General features: G+C 61.6%; 19 protein-coding genes and 1 pseudogene. 3 read left to right on the top strand and 17 right to left on the bottom strand.

The features are described from left to right. Positions 1–12: 12 nt before the first annotated feature. The 17 genes and pseudogenes from tnpC to LWH48_RS15060 all read right to left on the bottom strand — a co-directional run bounded on the left by tnpC (position 13) and on the right by LWH48_RS15060 (position 17049). Complete coding sequence (tnpC, locus tag LWH48_RS15140) at positions 13–1542, bottom strand: IS66 family transposase (protein WP_232913195.1); 1530 nt, start codon at positions 1540–1542, stop codon at positions 13–15. Positions 1543–1622: 80 nt separating this feature from the next. Next, positions 1623–1958, bottom strand: a complete 336-nt coding sequence (gene tnpB / locus LWH48_RS15135) for an IS66 family insertion sequence element accessory protein TnpB (RefSeq protein ID WP_062359437.1) — start codon at positions 1956–1958, stop codon at positions 1623–1625. Beyond that, positions 1955–2260 carry a hypothetical protein gene (locus LWH48_RS15130; protein WP_232913194.1) on the bottom strand — a complete coding sequence of 102 codons (306 nt, stop codon included), beginning with the start codon at positions 2258–2260 and terminating at the stop codon, positions 1955–1957. The genes tnpB and LWH48_RS15130 overlap by 4 nt, the downstream gene beginning before the upstream one ends. Before the next feature lie 24 nt (positions 2261–2284). Continuing rightward, positions 2285–3852, bottom strand: a protein-coding gene (locus LWH48_RS15125) for an IS3 family transposase (protein ID WP_232913193.1) whose coding sequence is annotated in 2 segments (ribosomal slippage) — positions 2285–3387 and positions 3387–3852 — 1569 coding nt in all. Because the reading frame shifts where the segments join, the coding sequence is not laid out codon by codon here. A gap of 238 nt (positions 3853–4090) precedes the next feature. Continuing rightward, positions 4091–4921, bottom strand: a pseudogene (locus LWH48_RS15120) (IS30 family transposase); the annotation flags it as partial. 89 nt (positions 4922–5010) lie between these two features. Next, positions 5011–5643 carry a lipid A deacylase LpxR family protein gene (locus LWH48_RS15115; protein ID WP_232913191.1) on the bottom strand — a complete coding sequence of 211 codons (633 nt, stop codon included), beginning with the start codon at positions 5641–5643 and terminating at the stop codon, positions 5011–5013. Then, positions 5640–6134 carry a universal stress protein gene (locus LWH48_RS15110; RefSeq protein WP_232913190.1) on the bottom strand — a complete coding sequence of 165 codons (495 nt, stop codon included), beginning with the start codon at positions 6132–6134 and terminating at the stop codon, positions 5640–5642. The genes LWH48_RS15115 and LWH48_RS15110 overlap by 4 nt, the downstream gene beginning before the upstream one ends. A 102-nt stretch (positions 6135–6236) precedes the next feature. Then, positions 6237–6416: a hypothetical protein gene (locus tag LWH48_RS15105; RefSeq protein ID WP_232913189.1), complete on the bottom strand. Its 180-nt coding sequence runs from the start codon at positions 6414–6416 to the stop codon at positions 6237–6239. A 76-nt stretch (positions 6417–6492) separates the two neighbouring features. Then, complete coding sequence (locus LWH48_RS15100) at positions 6493–7245, bottom strand: SDR family NAD(P)-dependent oxidoreductase (protein ID WP_232913188.1); 753 nt, start codon at positions 7243–7245, stop codon at positions 6493–6495. Positions 7246–7283: 38 nt separating this feature from the next. Beyond that, positions 7284–7547 (bottom strand): phosphate acyltransferase, encoded by a 264-nt coding sequence (locus LWH48_RS15095; RefSeq protein ID WP_442908320.1) that lies wholly within the window; start codon positions 7545–7547, stop codon positions 7284–7286. A gap of 4 nt (positions 7548–7551) precedes the next feature. Then, positions 7552–9810, bottom strand: a complete 2259-nt coding sequence (locus LWH48_RS15090; RefSeq protein ID WP_232913186.1) for a DUF3141 domain-containing protein — start codon at positions 9808–9810, stop codon at positions 7552–7554. Between the two features lie 130 nt (positions 9811–9940). After that, positions 9941–10111: a hypothetical protein gene (locus LWH48_RS15085; RefSeq protein ID WP_442908319.1), complete on the bottom strand. Its 171-nt coding sequence runs from the start codon at positions 10109–10111 to the stop codon at positions 9941–9943. Between the two features lie 34 nt (positions 10112–10145). Next, positions 10146–10607: a phasin family protein gene (locus tag LWH48_RS15080; protein WP_232913185.1), complete on the bottom strand. Its 462-nt coding sequence runs from the start codon at positions 10605–10607 to the stop codon at positions 10146–10148. 49 nt (positions 10608–10656) lie between these two features. Continuing rightward, positions 10657–11787 carry an ABC transporter permease gene (locus tag LWH48_RS15075; protein ID WP_232913184.1) on the bottom strand — a complete coding sequence of 377 codons (1131 nt, stop codon included), beginning with the start codon at positions 11785–11787 and terminating at the stop codon, positions 10657–10659. 1 nt (position 11788) lies between these two features. Further along, a complete protein-coding gene (gene rbbA / locus LWH48_RS15070) occupies positions 11789–14551 on the bottom strand; it encodes a ribosome-associated ATPase/putative transporter RbbA (RefSeq protein WP_232913183.1) in 2763 nt (920 codons plus the stop codon). Positions 14552–14554: 3 nt separating this feature from the next. Beyond that, a complete protein-coding gene (locus LWH48_RS15065; RefSeq protein ID WP_232913182.1) occupies positions 14555–15631 on the bottom strand; it encodes an HlyD family secretion protein in 1077 nt (358 codons plus the stop codon). 14 nt (positions 15632–15645) lie between these two features. After that, complete coding sequence (locus LWH48_RS15060) at positions 15646–17049, bottom strand: efflux transporter outer membrane subunit (protein ID WP_232913181.1); 1404 nt, start codon at positions 17047–17049, stop codon at positions 15646–15648. Here LWH48_RS15060 and LWH48_RS15055 point away from each other — a divergent pair. From LWH48_RS15055 to LWH48_RS15045, 3 genes are all read left to right on the top strand, one after another. Further along, positions 17048–17329, top strand: coding sequence for a hypothetical protein (locus LWH48_RS15055; protein WP_232913180.1), 282 nt, complete (start codon positions 17048–17050; stop codon positions 17327–17329). The genes LWH48_RS15060 and LWH48_RS15055 overlap by 2 nt on opposite strands. Positions 17330–17570: 241 nt before the next feature. After that, a complete protein-coding gene (locus LWH48_RS15050) occupies positions 17571–18206 on the top strand; it encodes a TetR/AcrR family transcriptional regulator (protein WP_232913179.1) in 636 nt (211 codons plus the stop codon). After that, a partial coding sequence (locus LWH48_RS15045; protein ID WP_232913178.1) for an Lnb N-terminal periplasmic domain-containing protein occupies positions 18203–19362 on the top strand: 1160 nt, incomplete at its 3' end. The genes LWH48_RS15050 and LWH48_RS15045, both read left to right, overlap by 4 nt.

Below are 19362 nucleotides of genomic sequence, written 5' to 3'. Positions count from 1 at the left end.
GCCGGCGCATGATCAGGCGGGTTTTTGCCAGTTGTGGGGCAGGAGTTCATGGATCTGGCTGGCTTTCTGAGTCGGCAGCCGTTCCAGCACGTCCTTCAGGTAGGCGTATGGCTCGTGGCCGTTCAGCTTGGCGCACTGGATCAGGCTCATGATGGTGGCGGCGCGCTGTCCACTGCGCAGTGACCCAGCGAAAAGCCAGTTGCTGCGGCCCAGCGCCCAGGGACGAATCAGGTTCTCCACCCGGTTATTGTCGATCGGCAACCCGCCATCGTCGAGGTAGCGTGTCAGCGCCGCCCAGCGTTTCAGGCTGTAATCCAGCGCTTTCGCCGTCGCCGAGCCGTTCGGCACCTTCTCTCGGTGAGCCAGCATCCAGCGGTGCAGCGCATCGGTGATAGGCCTCGCCCGTGTCTCGCGGAGTCGTTGGCGCTCTTCAGCGCTGAGTGACTGGGCTTCTTGCTCCACCTGATAAAGCTGGCCGATCAGTTCGATGGCCTGCCCGGCGATCTGGCTCTTGCCGGCCACGTGCAGGTCGACGAACTTCCGTCGCGCATGAGCCATACAGCCGATTTCGGTGACGCCGTTGGTGAAACTCTGCTTGTAGCCGCTGTAGTCGTCGCAGACCAGTTTCCCCCGCCAGTCACCGAGGAAGTCGCGGGCGTGCTGGCCGCCACGCGTCTCACTGAAGTCGTAGACCACCGCCTTCAGCCCGGCGTAGGGCGTGGTGGCATAGGCCCAGAGGTAGGCGCGGTGCGTCTTCTTCTTGCCCGGGACCAGCATCGGCACCGGGGTCTCGTCGGCATGCAGCACGGGTTCACTGAGCAGCAAGTCACGCAGGGCATCGATCAGCGGTTGGAGCCTTACGCCGCAGATCCCGACCCACTCGGCCAGGGTGGAGCGCGGAATCGCCACGCCGGCGCGGGCGAAGATTTGCTCCTGCCGATAGAGCGGCAAGTGATCCGCATACTTGGCGATCAGCACTTGGGCCAGCAGGCCGGCAGTGGGGATGCCCTTGTCGATGATCTGCGCCGGCATCGGCGCCTGGGTCAGCGTTTCGCACTGATCGCAGACCCACTTGCTACGGATATGGCGCTCGACGTGAAACACGCCCGGCGTGTAGTCGAGCTTCTCGCTGATCTCCTCGCCGATTCGCCGCAGCTTACAACCACACGCGCAGTGCTCATTCTCCGGATCGTGGTGAATCTCGGTGCGCGGCAGTTCGGGAGGCAAGGGGCTGCGCTTGGGGGGCTTCTTGGCCGCCGGCGGCGTGGAGGTGAGTGCCAGGTCCTCCAACTCGGTCTCGATGGCGGCGATGTCGGCATCGACCACCTCTTCCAACAGGCTGATCTGCAGGACGTTGAGCTGCTCGCTGCGCTTGCCGAAGGCGTGGCGCTTGAGCAGCGCCAGTTCATAGGTCAGCTTCTGGTTAACCTGCTCGCTGTGGCGGAGGGCTTTGTCCTTTTCCTCCACCTGCGACATCAGCGTGGCCGCCAGGTGGCGGAGCTGATCGGGAGAGAGCTGGGACAGATCGGGCGGCGTGGTCATTCGCCGAGTATGCCAGCCCGCTGGCGACAGCGGGATTGGCGCATCCGCGAATAGCCGGGCCGCTGCGTCTGTGCTGCACATCACACGACCGAGATCACCCCACCGGCGCCGAGGCGCTGCCAGGGCAGGCCTTGAACCAGCGCCGTGACCTGCTCGGGGCAGAGCGCGACGCGATCGCCGTGCCAGTTGCCGGCCCAGTGGAATTTGCCCTGGTTCAGGCGCCGGGCGCACAGCCAGACGCCCAGACCATCGTGAACCAGTACCTTCATGCGGTTGCCGCGCCGGTTGGCGAACAGGTAGGCACAGTGCGGACGAGCTGCGCCGAACACCTTCACCACCCGGGCCAGGGCCGTATCCGGACCGGCACGCATATCCAGCGGCTCGGTGGCCAGCCAAATCTCGTCGATGCGGATCATCCCAGCAGCCCCTTCAGCCAGTGGCCACACTGAGCTGCCTCACTCACCGGCCAGCGCACGGTGATTGTGCCCCGTGGTGAGGGCAGCTCGATAAAAATCTCGCCAGCGGTGGAGGGCGGTGTTAGCGGGCTGGCCTCTGCTGGCGGCACCGGCAGGGGGACGAAGTCCGGCACTGCCGGCAGCTGGCTCTGCCGCTTGGCCTTGCGGATCCAGGTCTGGACGAGGTTGGTATTGAGCCCGTGCTGCAGGGCGACCTGGGCAATCGACGCGTCGCCCTGCAGGCAGGCCGCGGTAGTTGTCAAGGAATCTGTCGCCTCTGAGGTCTTTTAGGCCACCTGTTTTTCCGGTTCTACGACGGTGACCTGGAGTTCCCGCTCCGGGTTGAGCGACACGGTACCGATCGGCGTCCAATTCCGGGTCTTACCACTCCAGCGGGCAGGGTTGGCGTCACGTGCTGCCTGATTAATGGCGTGGCGCTTGGTCAGTACCTCGGTGTCCTCGCCAGCATGGCGCTGTGCCGGCGTCACCAGGCGAATCCCGCTGTGGCGGTGTTCGTGGTTGTACCACTGCACGAAACCGGCCACCCACTCACGGGCATCGTCGACCGTGGCAAACCCGTCGATAGGGTAGCAGGGCCGGTACTTGCAGGTCCGGAACAGCGACTCTGAGTAGGGGTTGTCGTTGCTGACACGCGGCCGGCTGAAGGATGGCGTGATACCGAGGTCATGCAGCTTCTCCAGCAGCGTGGCGCCCTTGAAGGGGCTGCCGTTGTCCGCATGCAACACCAGCGGCTGGTCAATGATCCGCTCGGCCAGCACCGCCCGCTCCAGCACGCTGCGGGAGTTGTGGGCCGACTCGGCCAGAAACACCTCCCAGCCGGTGATCTTGCGGCTGAAGATGTCGATCATCATCACCAGGTAGTAGTACTGCCCCTTGATCGGACCACCCATCCAGGTCGCGTCCCACGACCACACCTGGTTGGGCGCGGTGGCCTGGTAGGTCGTGGGCTTGGCGCGGCGCTGAGGCGCTTTGGCGCGGCCACGATGCACCACTTGTCGGTGCTTGTGCAGAACGCGGTAGAACGACGAGGGGGATGCCAGGTAGCGCTGCTCCTCGTCGAACAGGCGCACCACGATCTGCTCTGGCGGCAAGCTCGCGTACTCGGGCCGGTGGCACACGTCGAGTATCTCCTGCTCTTCGGCCGGTGTCAGTGCGTTAGCCGGCACCGGCCGGTCGACCAAAGGGCGCTGGTCCTCGCGTAGCTCGCCGTCGCGCGTCCAGCGTTGGTACGTTCGGGCGGTGATGCCCAACTCGCGACAGGCGGCTTCCAGGCGGGCCCCTTGGGCCCGGGCGTCTTCGATCAGCGCGATAGCGCGTTGGCGATCTGGGGTGCTGATCATTCGTCCTCGTCCCCCCAGATCGCCCTCGCCTTTTTTCGCAGGGCCAGTAACGCTGCGGTTTCCGCCAAGGCCTCGTTCTTGCGAGCCAGCTCTTTCTCCAACGCCTTGATGCGCTTGCGCTGCTGCTTGGCCTCGTCGGCCTCACGCTGGCGTTCCGAGTGCGAGAGACTGGCGGCCTGCTCACAGTCATGCTGCCAGCGCTCCAGCTGTTCGGGATAGATCCCCCGACGGCGGCAGTATTCCGCGGTTTCCTGGGAGTTCATTGAGGCGGTTTCGATTACGGCGCTGAACTTATCCTTGGACGACCAGCCATCGGCTCCCTTGCCCAGAGCATCCGGCAGACAGCGCCCTTCGGCACGGGCTTCCTTGCGCCACTTGTAGACGGTGCCCAGTGAGATCCCCTCCTGCTCCGCGATCACCTGCGGAGAGAGGTTGTGGGGAGGCAGCAGCTTGGTGACCACGGCTTGCCGGCGCTCCTCGGAGTAACGAGGCATGAGTGTCTCCTTTCGCCCCCTGATCGGTTTATAAGAACAGGGTATCAGAGGGTACGACACTCATCCTGACACTGGGGGGCCGCGACGATCTTGGCCTTGAACGACGGGGCGTAGCGACGGCGGCGACGGATCTCACGCTCGGTGTTTGGGGAAGTCATGAATAGGTGCCCATCTATTGTTACGTGGGCACCTAATGTCGCTGGCCGAGGGTTTACGCGGAAGGCGTGTTCACCGGACGCTTACGAAAGTACTGCCGTATCAGGCCATTCGTGTTCTCGTTGGTCCCACGCTGCCCGGAGCAGTAGGGGGCGCAAAAGTAGGTCTCTGCGGTCACCGCCTTGCCTACAGCTTCGTGACCAGCGAACTCCGAGCCGTTGTCCAGGGTGACGGTCTTCACAGCACCCCGGCGAGGCTTCAACAGGCGTATCATGGCCGCTTGCGTCAGCTCCGCTGAGACCCTGGGCAACCGTGCTGCCAGTAGGTAGCCGCTACGCCGCTCTACCAGTGTGACCAAGCCCGATTGTTTGTGCCCTTGAATCACGGTGTCACCCTCCCAGTGCCCGATGAATCGGCGGTCATCGACGTCAGACGGACGATGTTCAATGCCCACGCGGTTGGGAATCTTGCCGAGTCCTGCGCTCTTGGCCTGGGCACGGTACTTGCTGCGCCGCTTGGGTTGGCGGAGGTGCTGCCAGAGATCGCCACCTTGGGCCTTGTCATCCCAGATCAAGGCGTAGATCCACTGATGACTGACGCCGACGCCGGTCAAGGACGCCAGGAAACCGCTGATCTGCTCTGGGCTCCACTCTTCGCGCAGCCGGTCGGCGACGGCGGCGATCATGCTGGGCAAGCGCTTCGTCCACTTCCAGGCGGTGCGCCGGCGGTGATCACTGAGGGACTGGGCCTGCTCGGGATCGTAGCCACCAGAGGTGGCGTTCCGGCGCAGCTCACGGCTGATCGTGCTGCTGTGGAGCCCCAGCTCTCTGCCAATCTGGCGCTGGCTGATGCCCAGGTCATAGCGGGCATAGATCTGGTATCGTTGGGTCTGGGTCAGCTGTCGGTATCCCATGCTCTGCTTCACTTTGGTCGGTAAAGCAGGGAGGGTACCGGCGCTGGCCCTCCTGCCTCTACCGTGCGGTCCAAAGTGCTGCGGTTATTCTATGAATCCAGGGTTCGGCGTTCGTGCAGCAACTGCAGCACGGGCTCGTCGCGCAGTTGGTGTCTCCAGCCATTGAATTTGTCCACTCCGATGGTGTCATGCCACCAATTCTGGGTTTGTCTTGCCTGGGAGGAAGGGCCCACAAAACCGACGCGGATTTGTGAGGTGCGCAGCCTATCGCCGCGCCGCGCGTTGTAGCCGAAGCTGAACATCATTGCGCCGGCGAAAGGGCGGTCGTCTTTGATCAGATCGCTGCGCGTTTTGTCGTTCGGGGTGTACATCATCTGCCCGAAGCCGATGGTCATGTTCTGTTCGTCGAACCCCTCGGGTTGCAGCACCGTGAGAAAACGATTCAGCCCACGGACGAGACGAGGTAGGCAAGGGGCATCGCGATAGTTCACAAGGTTGGGAGAGACCCAACTGACGAGAAACCCGTTGGAGTACCCTTGATCTTGTCCAATGCCGCCGAACATGTCGTTGTCAATCCGCAGATTGAGCGTTCCGGTTGAGCGTAGCGGGTTGTCTTGGTGGCAGGCCTGTGCCTGTGCGGAGATGCTTAGCAATAGCAGCAGAAAGGCGGCCGCGACTTTCAGCCTCCATTCAGAAGGGGCGGTGGACTGAACTTTCGTCACGTTGGTGTGCTACCTTGCCAAGGGGGCACAGTCGCAATGACCGGTTGAGGCTGGCGCACCAGCATCACGGGAACCGGTGCGATGCGAGCGAGCTGCTCGGCATCGCTTCCCATCAGCAGCCTGTCAACGCCACGGCGACCGTGGGTGCCCAACACCACCAGCTCACATCCGGTAGCCAGAACCTGCTGCGCGATGAGCACTGAAACGCGCTCGCCCTTGCTCTCCAGCAGGATGGTTTCTACCGTCATGCCTTCCTGTCTCAGCCAGATCGCCGCCTCGTCGAGCAGCTTCTGCCCGGCTGCCAGGAAGCCTGGCCTTATTTCTTCGATGTAAGTTCTCGGCCTTTCGAAGCCATTGCTGTGTATCCTCTCTTCAATGATATGCAGCAAGACGATGGTTGAGCCATTCAGGCGTGCCAGCACTGCAGCGTGTTGGAGCGCCAAGTTGGCGATAGGACTTCCGTCGAGCGGAACCAGGATTCTTGAGTACATGAATTTCTCCAGTTATCAGATTGAAGCCTGTCAAATAGATGTCGCGTGCAACGCCATTCTCCCGAGTCACCGCCGTCATGTTGACGATGGTGGTGGTAGATCTCAGTGCGATCCCACCATCAGCCCGGTGCGCGGAGCCAAGCCGAAGGCGCGGGTCAAGCTTCCCATCAGAGATTCCAGGACGTTGTATCGACGCAAGATCCCCCAACGCGCAACCAAGCCCTTGCCCACGAACAACAGCAGGATGGCGAGCGTGAACCCATGGAAGGTATCGATCGTCATCGCGCATTCCCGCGGCAATACCTAGTCGGCCTGGAGCACGGTGTGAGGAGGGGCTGCAGTCTCATCGTCTTCGGACCTAGCGCGCCGTGTAGCCGCCATCGGCGATAAGTTGTGTGCCCGCAAGAAAGCTGCTTCCTTCCGATAGCAAAAACGCCACGGCATGGGCAATTTCGTCCGATGTACCCAGGCGACCGATCGGATGCAGGCCAACGATCTCTTGGAGGGCCGATTCATCCAGGAAATCCAGGATGGGCGTACGCACGTAACCGGGATGGATCGAATTGATCCGGATCCCTTTGTGCGCATAGGCCAGCGCTGCCGACCGGGTCAGCCCTGTCACAGCATGCTTGGCTGCGACGTACGCTGGGTTTGCTGCGTCGCCCACCACCCCCAGGATGGAGGAGACGTTGACGATGGCGCCGCCTCCGGAACGCAGGATGGCGGGAATCTGATGGCGCAGGCCATAGAACACGCCATTCAGGTTGACATCGATCACGCGGCTCCAGGCGGCAGGATCTAGTTCCCCCACCGGGCTCTGGTCGCCACCAATACCGGCGTTGTTGACAGCAAAATTAAGGTCGCCGAACGTATCGACCGCGCAGGCCACGGCAGTCTGGACCTCATCGATACGTGCCACGTTGGCCACATTGGCCACGGCATGGCCGCCCTCGGCGTTGATGAGGCTGGCGACGCGCTGCGCGTTGTCGGCGCTGACATCCGAGACGACGACATTCAGGCTGTTGCTCGCAAGAAGCCGGGCGATGGCCTCGCCAATGCCGGATCCTGCACCAGTGACCAGGGCTACGCGGCCAGAGAATGAGTACTGCATCGTGTTTCCTCCAAATGGGTGGTTAAGTTGCTGACGAGTCAGCTCAAGGGGGGCGACAACCGATAGTGGTGGGCCAGCATCTGTGCGATCGCGCATGAGGAGATGCGTGTATCGCGCGAGTCGGCGCGGCTGGTCAGAATGATCGGCACCATGGCGCCCAGGACGACCCCGGCGCTGGCTGTGCCGCCCAGAAAGATCAACTGCTTGGCAAGCATGTTGCCGCTCTCCAGGTCAGGCACGACAAGGATGTCAGCCTGCCCAGCGACCTCAGAGACGATCCCCTTGGTACGCGCAGCGGCGATGTCGTCATTTGCTTTTTCCTAGTCGTGTTTGTCTTGTTTGCGGCGCGGCGGGCGCCGAAGCCGCCTGCGCCTGGAGGATCGCCTGCTCGAATAAGGTAGAAACCTGTTCCAGCCTGGCTTCTTCCTGTGCGGACAGCACATCGCCGCTGCCAATCAGTTGCACGATCATTCCCGCTACCCGTCGGATGTCATCAGGCCCAATGTTGCCTAGCAATCCGGGGATGGCGGACACGACGGCGTCTTCGTCGAGCCGCATCAGCAAAGCTTGACGACGCGCGAGGCGGCGGAAGACCTGCATGTCAAAATCATTTGCCAAACGGGGCCGCACCAGCTCCTCTGCGTGCCGGAAGTGCCGCCCGTCGGCCTCGCCACGCGCGGCCAGCACAAAGAACAGTGCCCGTATGGCTGCCTCTGCGAGCCCGCCGCTGTGAATATCCGCTTCGAGTTGTGTCAACTCTTGCGCAAGATACTGGCGGTGCTCGGGCGTCTCGCTGGGATGGGGCCGCGGCGGCGTTTCATCTTGCAGGCTCTGACCTGTCATGGCCTGCACCAGCGGCAGGCTGTACAGCGTGTCAAAAGCTTGCGAGTAACTTCGGTCACGGCAATCGCGGAATTGATCCAGCATCTGTTCGAGAGCGGTGGAAAACTCTGCCTGCAGTTGCAGGAAAGGATTGGCCTCGGTGACGGGCTGGCGGTGCTCACGCACATGTTGCGCAGTCTCCTGCACGGCGGCTGCCAGCGGATGGCGGTCGGACCATAGTTCGTAACCAATGCGCAGGGGATGAAGGGGCTCCAGCGACCGTGCGCCCTCGGTTGTGACCCAGGCACGTACCCACGGCTGCACGAAGCTGCGGTAGCAGGCGAGGTTGATCTCGGAGATCCGCGCCGCCGCGACAAAACGGCGATCGCTCTCGGGGTCGGGGTGAACGATCTCACGGATTTCATCGATGTTGCTGCGGCGAATCCGGGTCAGGTAGGCGTCACTGGCTGGCTCGCCTTCCTGCGCTTCGTCGTGATGTTCATCAATCTGCATGTGGTGGATGCCGGCCGGAAGCACGTCGATGATGTCGATGTTGGCGGTGAACTCCTGGTGCTCTTTGCGCCCGACGCTGCCGGAGACGAAGATACCCAGATGCCCGATGCTGTCATGGGTGGCGAAGACGATGGTCTGGTCATGCCCTATCACGTCGAGATCGTTGCGGTACAGATCGGTGATCCAGCCCAGGGCCTGGGGCGGTGGTGTGATGTTGTCCCCATAGGAGCAGAACACCACGATCGGCGAGAGAATATTGCGCAGGTCGATGCGCACGCCATCGGACGTCACCAGCTGGGCCGTACTCAGCTTGTTGCCGATGAACAGGTTATCGACGATGTACTGCATTTCCACATCATTCAGGAAGACGTGGCCGCCCCAATACTTCTCGAACTGCAGGTGGCGCGGGCCCTCCGTGTCGACCTTGGCGTACAGGTTGTACTGTTTGCTCCACAGTGTATTGGCCGGGTCCAGATTTTCGAAGTTCTGTACCAGCCAGGCGCCGTCGAACCGACCGGCACCCAGATCGCTGGTCAATGCCGTCACCCAGCTGCCGCCAGTCAGCCCGCCCGCGTAGCGCATCGGCATGTCGCCCGCCCAATACGACAGCGGCGTACCGGCCACGATGATCGGCCCGAACAGTTCGGGCCAGACGGCAGCGGCCATCAGAATCTGCCAGCCCGCCTGGCAATTGCCGATGACTGCGGGCTTGCCGCGGCTGTCGGGGTGCAGCTCGCCGACCTTGCGCACGAAGGTTGCTTCGGCGCGCATGACGTCCTCGACAGTCTGGCCGGGAACGGGATCGGGCAGAAAGCCAACGAAGTAGCAGGGGTGACCAGCCTTGAGGGCCGCGCCGACCTCGCTGTCGGGTTTGAAGCCGCCGATGCCTGGACCATGCCCTGCGCGTGGATCGACCACCACGAATGGTCGCTTGCGGGGATCGCTCGGCGTTTCGTCTGGAGGCAGAATGCGTGCGAGGCCATAGTTGACTGGCTGCGGAAGATCCAGCCCGGACATGATGACCTCAGAGGCGAAGTCGAGTACGTTCGGCGTCTGCTCCTGCAAATGCTCTTGGTACTGGTTACCGCGTTGGCGGCGAATGTCGGCATACAGAATGGATCGCTGCCAGGCATCCACTGCATATTCGGTTGCCATCGCCGATAGCCGTAACGGGTTCCACATCAACTGCGCCCAATCGGTCGTTGGTGATGTCGTGGTGTCTCGATTCATGGCGATGGGCACTCCCTGTATGTTGAAACTGAAAAATGAATCGAAAGGTGCCACCGGCACAGCGTCCTGACGGCTCTCCCGCAATTCAGTACATATGCTGGCCGCCATCTCATCGAGACGTTGCTGCCGGTCATGAACCCCGCAGATTCACTGGCGATAAATGCCACCAGTGCGGCAATTTCCTCAGGCCGCCCAGGCGGCCTACCGGAATACCGGCAACCACTTGCTTAACCACGTCCTCAGGCATGCTCTTTACCATCCTCGTGTTTAGATACCCCGGCGAGACGGTGTTGACCGTCACGCCCTTGCGCGCCACTTCCTGTGCAGTTTGTTGCTCAGCCGGCTTTGCGACCTTCTGTCTTCGCTGAGGCGTCCTTGTCCTCTGCCTTGGCCCACAACGCTCCCCACTGTTTGAAAAGATCCTGGAACGGCAATACTGAATCTGCCTGGTCTACGGCCTGCGTGACCGATTTCTGCCAGTCCTGAATGGCTTGCTGCAGGCCTTGGGTGAAGGTTGTCTGGTTCTTGATGGCGACTTGGGGCATTACCTGCGCGCCGCCCATCTGGTGCTGAAACTGACGCCAGCAGGCCTGCGCGGGCAGCGTGGCCAACTCCTGCCAGTTCTGGGCCTTGAGTAGGCTTTCGATTTCGGCGCCGGACTCGGCAATGTTCTCGTTGCCAGCGCGCGCGGTGTTCTCCAGCCATTGCTGGCCGTTTTCCTGCATCAGGCGCTGGAGGCGTAGTTGCAGTTCCAGGTTCGCTTTGAAGAGGTTGAGGGGGATGGCTTCATTGCTCATGGTCAAACTCCTTGCCGGGGTTGAAATGCCCACTCGGGCGGTCAAACGATCAGGCCATCTGGCCGATCGTTTTGCGAAAGCGTGCCAAGGACAGGAAAAACAGCACCGTGCCGATCAGGGCCAGCGCCAGGAAGGGTTGCCACACCGTCTCCAGGCCGGCGCCCCGGTAGAGGATGGCCTGGCTCAGTTCCACGAAATGGGTGGTGGGTGCGATCAGCATGATGTTCTGCACGATCTCGGGCATGCTTTCGCGTGGCGTGGTGCCGCCCGACAGCATCTGCAGCGGCATAATGGTGAGCATCATCAACATGCCGAACTGCGGCATGTTGCGCGCCAGCGTGGCGATGAAAATGCCCATCGAGGTAGTGGCGAACAGGCTGAGCGCCGCACCGGCGAAAAACAGCCCAATAGAGCCCTCGATGGGCACGCCCAGGACGCCTCGGACCATCAAGTTGAGCGAGAGGAAGGAGGCGACCAGCACGACCAGGGCCATTGACCAGACCTTGGAGAGCATGATCTGCGCGGGGGTCACGGGCATCACCAACAGATGTTCGATGGTGCCGTGCTCGCGCTCTCGGATTAGCGCCGCGCCGGTCAGGATGATGGACAGCAGTGTGATGTGGTTGATGATCTGCACCACCGAGCCAAACCAGGCCTTGTCAAGGGCGGGGTTGAAGCGCGCGCGCAAGGCCAGATCCACCGGTGGCGCGTCGCTACCGCGATAACGCTGGACGAACTCGTTGACTTCACCGGTGAAGATCTGCTGGATGTAGCCACTGCCGGTAAAGGCCTGGCTCATGCGCGTGGCATCGACATTGAGCTGCACGGCGGGTGAGCGACCTGCCAGCACATCGCGCTGGAAGTTGGGCGGAATGACCAGGGCGAAGGTGAACTGCCCGGCATCCATACTCGGATCCACGTCCCCATAATCGATCATCGCAGGTTGGGTGAACTGCGGTGGGTAGAAGGCCGAGGCAACCCGCAGAGACAGCGCCGAATTATCCTCGTCGACGATGGCGATGGGCGCATTGTGCAGCGTCTCCGGCATGGACGTGGCCGAGGTGTAGACCGATGCTGTAAACACATAGACGATGAGCACGAGCATCATGGGGTCGCGCCAAAGACTCCACAGTTCCTTGACACCCAGGTCGTAGATATTGGCCAGGTTTCTTCTGCGCATCTCAGCGTTCCTGCTTCTTGAGTAGCAAAACGGCAGCACCGAGAATCACCGGGACCGACAGGAGCATGGACCACAGTGGCCCTGTCAGGTCGGCCAGGCCGAGCGCTTTGCTGAACACGCCACGACTGATGGTGATCATGTGCGTGGCAGGGTAAATCTCGCCGATGAACTTGCTGGAACCTTCGAGCGAGGACACCGGATCGATCAGGCCGGCGAATTGGGTGGCCGGAATCAGGGTGCCAACCATGGCGAAGAACATGGCCGCGATCTGGCTGCGCGTGACGGCCGAGGCCAGCAGTCCCATACCTGTCGCAGCGAAGGAGAAAAACAATGCGGCCAGCGTCAGGGCAAAGAAACTGCCCGTCACCGGCACACCGAAAATAGTGACCGCGAGCAGGCTCATCAGCAGGAAGTTCACCATGGCGAGGCCGACATAGGGCAATTGCTTGCCAAGCAGGAACTCGATGCGTGTCACGGGCGTCACGTACAGGTTGGTAATTGAGCCCGTCTCTTTCTCTCGCACCACCGCCAGCGCGGTCAGCATCGCGGGCAGCATGAGCAGCAATAGGGGAATCACGGCTGGCACCATGGCCGGCAGGCTCTTGACATCGGGGTTGTAGCGAAAGCGCGTCTCGACGCTCGCATTGCCTGCTGCGCTGGCGCCGCCGCGCTCGCTAGCCTGTATCAGCAGCCAGTGCTGGTGCATGCCCTGAACGTAGCCCTGGACGGTTTCCGCGCGTTGCGGCATGGCGCCATCGAGCCAGGCGCCGATCTGCACGTTCTCGCCTCGCAACACGTCGCGGCTGAAGCCAGGGGGGATTTCAATGGCCAATGACAGTTCGCCACTACGCATGCGCCGGTCGAGATCCTCGTAATCGACGATAGGCGGGTGCTCTGTGAAGTAGCGGGAACCGGCCAGGTTCAAGGTGTAGCTTTGGCTGAGCGTGGTCTGGTCGCGATCGAGTACCGCATAGCGCAGGTCCTCGACATCCATGGTGATGCCGAAGCCGATCACGAACATCAGCAGCAGCGAACCGCCCAGCGCCAGAACGGCGCGTACTGGGTCCCGTTGCAGTTCCAGAGTCTCGCGCCACAGATAGCTGAACATGCGCTGCAGACTGAAACCGCCAGAGTAATGCCCGCCGTGTTCAGCGGGCACCGCCGAATAGTGGTCCTCCTGATTGGCGGCCTCGGGCTGGCTGGCCGGGGCGGCCTTGCCGCCCTCGGCTTCGAGGAGGTAGCCGATGAAGGCCTCTTCGAGGGTTTTGACGCCGCGCTTCTCGACCAGTCTGGTGGGCACGTCGCTGTCGAGCACCTTGCCGGCATGCATCATTGACATGCGGTCGCAGCGTTCGGCCTCGTTCATGAAGTGAGTAGAAATGAATACCGTCACCCGGTCGCGCCGCGACAGCTCGATAAGCAAGCGCCAGAACGCGTCGCGCGCTACCGGATCGACCCCGGAGGTCGGTTCGTCCAGAATCAACAGTTCGGGTTTGTGCACCATGGCGACCGCCAGCGACAGGCGCTGGCGTATGCCCAGAGGCAAACTGGCCGGTAGAGTGTCAATGACCTCCACCAGCCCGAATCGCTCCACCATCTCCTTGACGCGACCGGGAATCTCATCGGTGGGCACACTGAATAGCTTGGCGTGCAGCTCTAAGTTCTGGCGGACTGTGATTTCGCTGTAGAGCGAGAACGCTTGGGACATGTAGCCAACTCGGCGGCGGGTGTCCAGGTCATGCGGGTCGACCTCATGACCGAACAGCCAGGCTCGGCCCTCACTCGCCGGTAGCAGGCCGGTAAGCATTTTCATCGTGGTGGACTTGCCGCAGCCGTTGGAGCCGAGAAAGCCGAAGATTTCACCTCGCCGGATGCGAAAGGAGACGCTGTCGACGGCGACGAAGTCGCCAAAGCGCATCGTCAGCCCCTCGGCCTCGATGGCGATGTCGTCGGCGCCGCCCTCTGGCAAGGGGGGAATGACCACCGATTCATGCCCACGTTTTTTTTCTTCTGGGAGCAGGCGGATGAACGCCTCTTCCAAGTTCGGGCTGTCGGTACGTTCCAACAATTCCCGCGGTGTACCGGTGGCGAGAACCTTGCCATCGTCGATGGCGGCCAGCCAGTCGAAGCGCTGCGCCTCATCCATATAGGCGGTAGCCACGATCACACTCATGTCGGGGCGATCGGCGCGGATACGCTCAATCAGATCCCAGAACTGCGCCCGCGCCAGCGGGTCCACGCCGGTCGTCGGTTCATCGAGAATCAGGAAGTCTGGGTCGTGAATCAGCGCGCAGCACAGACCGAGCTTCTGCCTCATGCCCCCGGAGAGCTTGCCTGCCGGGCGCTCTAGGAATTTGAACAGGCCAGTGGCCCGGGTAAGCTCGTCGATACGCTGGCGGCGCTCCGCGGTGCCATGACCGAACAGGCGCGCGAAGAACTGCAGATTTTCCTCGACCGAAAGCGTCGGATACAGGTTCTTGCCCAGCCCTTGTGGCATGTAGGCGATGCGCGGGCACACCGTATTGCGATGGGCCTTGCTGGCCATGTCGCCATCCAGTACCTCGACTATGCCCTCCTGGATGATGCGCACGCCAGCCAGCAACGAGAGTAGACTGGATTTGCCCACGCCGTCGGGGCCGATCAGGCCGACCATCCGCCCTGCGGGAATGTCTAGGTCAATGCCATCTAGGGCTATGACGTCGCCGTAACGCAAGCGCAGCTGACGGACGCTTGCAACGATTGTGGGCTGCGCACTGTGGCTCATACCCTACTCCGGCACGCGAAGGGACAGGTTCTGGGGCCACTCCGCATTGGCGTCGAGCTTGACCCACGCCACACCGGGCAGCCCGGTCTTGACCTGATTCAGGTGTTCACGAAGCAGGTCCTGCGAAATCTGCGCGCGCACGCGAAACATTAATTTCTGACGCTCGCTCGCGGTTTCCACCGTCTTGGGGGTGAATTGCGCCTCACTGGCGACGAAGGAAACGGTGGCTGGAATCACAAACTCCGGCGCGGCGTCCAGAATGATGCGTACCTCGGTGCCCAGTGCGACGCGGCCGGCCACGGTCTCGGGCAGGAAGAACGTGATGTACACATCCGACAGGTCAATCAGGTTCAGGACGCGTCCGCCGGATCCAAGCACCTCGCCGGGTTGCGCCACGCGGACCTGCACTCGCCCATCGCGCGGTGCACGCAGTTCGCTATCGCGAATGTCCGCCTCGATTCGGCTGATGCTGGCCGTGGTGGCAGACACGCTGGACTGCGCGCCGACAAGCTGCGCCTTGGCGACCTCAACCGCGGCGCGCGCAGCAGCCACCTGCGCCTTGTTGGCCGCAAGCGTTGCCTGTGCGCCTCTTACGCGGGCCTGGTCGTCGTCCAGCTCCTGTATCGAGGCGGCACCTTCCCGGGACAATGTCTGTGAACGTTCCAGCCGCCGCTGCGCGGCATCGAGTTCCGACTCACGCTGACCAACGAGCGCCTGAGCGGCAATCACGTCAGCTTCGCGCAGCGCCACCTGTGCCTGTGCGGCGGTCACCGATTGCTCAGCCTGCTGCCGCATAGCGAGCGCCTCGTCGAGCTGTGCTTCCAGCGTTTCCAATTGCATCCTGGCCAGTGGCTGGCCTGCCGAGACGAAGTCGCCCTCACGCACCAGGATGTCTTCGATGCGGCCGGGCAGTTTGGTGGCAATATCGATTTCGGTGGCTTCGATGCGGCCATTGCCATTGACGAAGCCTTCACCGGGGCCACTGTCGGCAAGCTCCGTCCAGCCCCACCAGGCCAGCGCGACAACAGCCGCTGCTGCGGTGACAAGGAGTATTTTCTTGAGAGAGGGGGAGACAGTCATGGGGTCGGAGTGCCTTAACGGGTTGATGGGATGGAAGCGGGAGTCGGGGCCGATCCCTGTGCCTCACCGGCTGCGGCAAGGGTGCCGCCGCCGAGCGCGGCATACAGCGCCACCTGACTGGACAGCAGCTCACGGCGCGCCTGTACCAGCTGTTGTTGAGCTCCCAACAGATCTCGTTGAGCGTCCAGTACCTCCAGGAAGGTGGCCGAGCCGTTGTCGTAGCGTAACTGGGCAAGCCGTGCACGTTCGATTTGCGCTTCCAGATTGGCCTGCTGGATCGTCAACTGCTCAGCCAGCCAGTGCTTTGCGCTCAATGCATCGGCCACCTCGCGAAAGGCCGTTTGAATGGTTTTCTCGTATTTGGCCACGGCGATATCACGGCGTATTTCGCTCAACTCCAGATTGGCGCGCCGCCGCCCCCCATCGAAGATAGGTAGTGACAAGGTGGGCATAAAGGTCCAGGCGCGGCTGTCGGAATCGAACAGACTGTCAAGGTCGGAACTGGCGGTGCCGAAGCTGCCGGTCAGCGCAATGCGTGGAAAAAACGCAGCACGGGCCGCGCCGATGTGGGCATCGCGAGCACGCAGTTGGTGTTCTGCTGCAATGATGTCGGGACGACTGAAAAGCAGTTCTGAGGGCAAGCCAGCCCGGAGTTCGGCCAGCACCGCTGTTTCATCGAAGGGTGCCCCGGCGGGAAGCGGGTCAGGATCGGCGCCTACCAGCATCGTCAGCGCATGCAGTTGCTTGGCGCGAGCCTGCTCAAGCTGCGCTAATAACGCCTGAGCTTGATACAACAACGTCTGGACTTGGGTGAGGTCCAGCCTTGAGGTCGAGCCGACTTCGACGCGGCGCCGGAAAATACGATAGGACTCCTCGCGAGTTGCTAAGGTTTGTCGGGCGATCGCCACGCGCTCGTCGATCTCGCGCAGGCCAAGATATCCGTCGGCCACCTGGGCGATCAGTGCCAGATGGACGGCTTGGCGAGCTGCGTCGGAAGCCAGCCAGGTTTGCAGGGCGGCGTCTTCCAGGTTGCGGACCCTCCCCCATAGATCCAGCTCCCAGGTGGTCAGCCCCACCTCGGCCCGGTACTCGCCGCCCACCTGTGTCCGGCCCAACATATTCAGGTCGCCGGGGATGCGCGCGCGTCCACCCTGGGTGCCTACGCCCACCGCAGGAAAGCGATCCGAGCGCTGAATGCGGAATGCAGCGCTGGCTTCCTCGACACGCAGCGCGGCCAGGCGCAAATCGCGGTTATTCTCAAGCGCGGTTTCGATGAGGCGCCGCAGCAAGGGATCGGTGAAGTACGCCTGCCAGGGAAGTTCTCCCGCGTGAGCACCGTCGGTACCTGATTCAAGATGCGCAGGCCAGACTTCGGGTACGGGCAGCGGCGGGGTGTCTGGTGCCGGAGCAAGCGACATGCAGCCGGTCAAGACGACGGAGCTCAGCACCAGCGAGGCGGTACGTAGCAATCTCAACTCAGGAAATAATGGAAAAACTGAAGGCATTGTCACGTCCCTGCCGGGGTTCGAGCTGATGGAGTCTGGTTGGAGAGCCGGAGAGGTGATAGCCGCCCCGCAATGGGGGGCGTGGCTGATGTATGCGCCCCGCCCGTTCTTCACTCGCAAGCGATATCAAACCCACGTCATCCCCTTGGTGATGTATCCGCACTCATTCGTCTTTCGGCTGGTGATGATGTGATCTTCCGGCGGATCGGGCCCGCCAGCACGCCTGCGGCATCTCTTACCACGAACAAAAAACAACCGACTGGTTGGTTTTTTGTGATTCTACGACTACAATCCCGGAATAGCAACTGGCAGTCCATCAGGCACCGCACGCCGGTCAGTTGGAGTTGTTTGGACTGGGTTGACCATGCTTGATGATGGCACTGGGGATCAGCCCATGGGAGAATTCCCCTCGGATCTTTGAACAGGACCTTTGAATGAGCACCAAGCAAGACGATGCGTCAGAAAAGCGTCGTTACCTGTCTTCTGAGGACAGAAAAGAGGAAATACTGGACGCGGCCCTGATCGAGTTTGCGGATCGGACTTACAACGCCGTAACCATGGAGCGCCTGGCGGAATGTGCGGGCATATCCAAGGCAGGTATCTACGCACACTTCAAAAGCAAGGAAGAGATTTTTCACGCCTTGATCGAACGTATGGCGCATCAGTTGTGCGATTTTCAGGGCTGGCTACCGGATGAAGATCTGACGTTGCCAGAGCTGATTGATGTCTACCTAGATCGCCTGTACGCGACCTTTAGCTCCCCGGCCACGATATCATTGTTCCGGCTGCTTCTGGCCGAAAGCGCCCGAGCGCCGGACCTGGTAAAGCGTTGGCGTAAGGAGATTGCATGCGGATTACAGGAGCGGGCACAGCTCATCATCCAACGCTACATCGACCGGGGGGTCATTCGCCCGAGCGTCTTGACCGAGCACTTTTTCCCGTTGGCTCTCGCTCCCGCAATTCTGTGGCTGAACTCTTTAATGATATCCAGGGGCGACCCTTCCATATCGCTCACACAGACACGGGATGCGCATCGGCAACTGCTGCTTGAGCTCTTGCAACCTCGATGAGCAGAGAAAGGCAAAAGGCCAGCCACCTCCCTTTACGCCTGGTGACCGGCTTTTCGGTGCTAATGCTGACTGCCTGGGGCAGCCTGGCTCTATGGCACCAGGTGGTGCAGCCGGCTGCCCGCATGGTCACCCTTGTGCTATGGACGGCCGCGGGGTTGTCGGTGGTGGTGGCGCTGACGGGCCGGCCCAGCCGAAAGTCACGCACTCTCACGGCAGTGGCGTTCGCAAGTGCCGTCGCGATCCTGGCTGCTTGGTGGAGTACCCTTAAGCCCTCGCACCACCGTCTATGGGCTGACGAAGTCAGCCAGTTGCTGGAGGCCAAGATCGACGGCAACCATGTTCTACTGAAAAATGTACGCAACTTCGAATGGCGCAGTGAAACCGACTACACGCGTCGCTGGGAGAACCGCACGTACGATCTGGCCCGCTTGCGTAGCGCCGACCTGGTACTTTCTTACTGGATGGGGCCACACATCGCTCACACATTGGTGTCGTTCGGCTTCGACGATGGCGAGCGAATAGTGTTCTCACTGGAAATTCGCAAGGAACGCCACGAGTCCTATACGGCGGTCGGTGGGTTCTTCCGTCAGTTCGAGCAGACTCTGGTGGCAGCAGATGAGCGTGACATCGTGCGTACGCGCAGCAATGAGCGCGGTGAGGATGTTTACCTTTATCGGTTGCAGATGAGTCAAGAAAATGTCCGCTCATTGTTTCTGAAGTATCTGGGTGCAGCCAATGAACTGCGGCGCGCACCACGCTTTTACAACACGTTGACCAGTAATTGCACGACCATTGTGTTCGAGTTGGCCCGGCTCATTGCGCCAGCATTGCCGATAGATTATCGCCTGCTGCTGTCCGGACACTTTGCGGAATACGTCTACGACCTGCATGGATTGACGCCGGGTTATCGTTATGGTGAGTTGCAGGCGCTGGGGCATATTAATGAACGTGCCCTTGCTTCCGATGCGTTGGAGGCTGACTTCTCGATGTCGATTCGACAGGGCGTACCAGGCATCCCCGCCAGCGAGGCGGTAGTTGTCAAGGAATCTGTCGCCTCTGAGATCATTCACGCCACCTGCTTTTCTGGTTCGGCGACGGTGACATGGAGCTCCCGCTCCGGGTTGAGTGACACGGTACCGATCGGCGTCCAGTTGCG

The organism is Halomonas sp. G15 (assembly GCF_021282295.1).
Taxonomy (GTDB): domain Bacteria; phylum Pseudomonadota; class Gammaproteobacteria; order Pseudomonadales; family Halomonadaceae; genus Halomonas; species Halomonas alimentaria.
The sequence above is the reverse complement of the archived record's forward strand: the minus strand, read 5'-3'. Positions and strand labels throughout refer to the sequence as shown.

Excerpts from the sequence above, each read along its gene's own strand:
- tnpC (WP_232913195.1), bottom strand. The coding sequence starts at position 1,542 with ATGACCACGCCGCCCGATCTGTCCCAGCTCTCTCCCGATCAGCTCCGC.
- tnpB (WP_062359437.1), bottom strand. The coding sequence starts at position 1,958 with ATGATCCGCATCGACGAGATTTGGCTGGCCACCGAGCCGCTGGATATG.
- LWH48_RS15110 (WP_232913190.1), bottom strand. The coding sequence starts at position 6,134 with ATGTACTCAAGAATCCTGGTTCCGCTCGACGGAAGTCCTATCGCCAAC.
- LWH48_RS15105 (WP_232913189.1), bottom strand. The coding sequence starts at position 6,416 with ATGACGATCGATACCTTCCATGGGTTCACGCTCGCCATCCTGCTGTTG.
- LWH48_RS15100 (WP_232913188.1), bottom strand. The coding sequence starts at position 7,245 with ATGCAGTACTCATTCTCTGGCCGCGTAGCCCTGGTCACTGGTGCAGGA.
- LWH48_RS15090 (WP_232913186.1), bottom strand. The coding sequence starts at position 9,810 with ATGAATCGAGACACCACGACATCACCAACGACCGATTGGGCGCAGTTG.
- LWH48_RS15080 (WP_232913185.1), bottom strand. The coding sequence starts at position 10,607 with ATGAGCAATGAAGCCATCCCCCTCAACCTCTTCAAAGCGAACCTGGAA.
- LWH48_RS15075 (WP_232913184.1), bottom strand. The coding sequence starts at position 11,787 with ATGCGCAGAAGAAACCTGGCCAATATCTACGACCTGGGTGTCAAGGAA.
- rbbA (WP_232913183.1), bottom strand. The coding sequence starts at position 14,551 with ATGAGCCACAGTGCGCAGCCCACAATCGTTGCAAGCGTCCGTCAGCTG.
- LWH48_RS15065 (WP_232913182.1), bottom strand. The coding sequence starts at position 15,631 with ATGACTGTCTCCCCCTCTCTCAAGAAAATACTCCTTGTCACCGCAGCA.
- LWH48_RS15055 (WP_232913180.1), top strand. The coding sequence starts at position 17,048 with ATGCAGCCGGTCAAGACGACGGAGCTCAGCACCAGCGAGGCGGTACGT.
- LWH48_RS15060 (WP_232913181.1), bottom strand. The coding sequence starts at position 17,049 with ATGTCGCTTGCTCCGGCACCAGACACCCCGCCGCTGCCCGTACCCGAA.
- LWH48_RS15050 (WP_232913179.1), top strand. The coding sequence starts at position 17,571 with ATGAGCACCAAGCAAGACGATGCGTCAGAAAAGCGTCGTTACCTGTCT.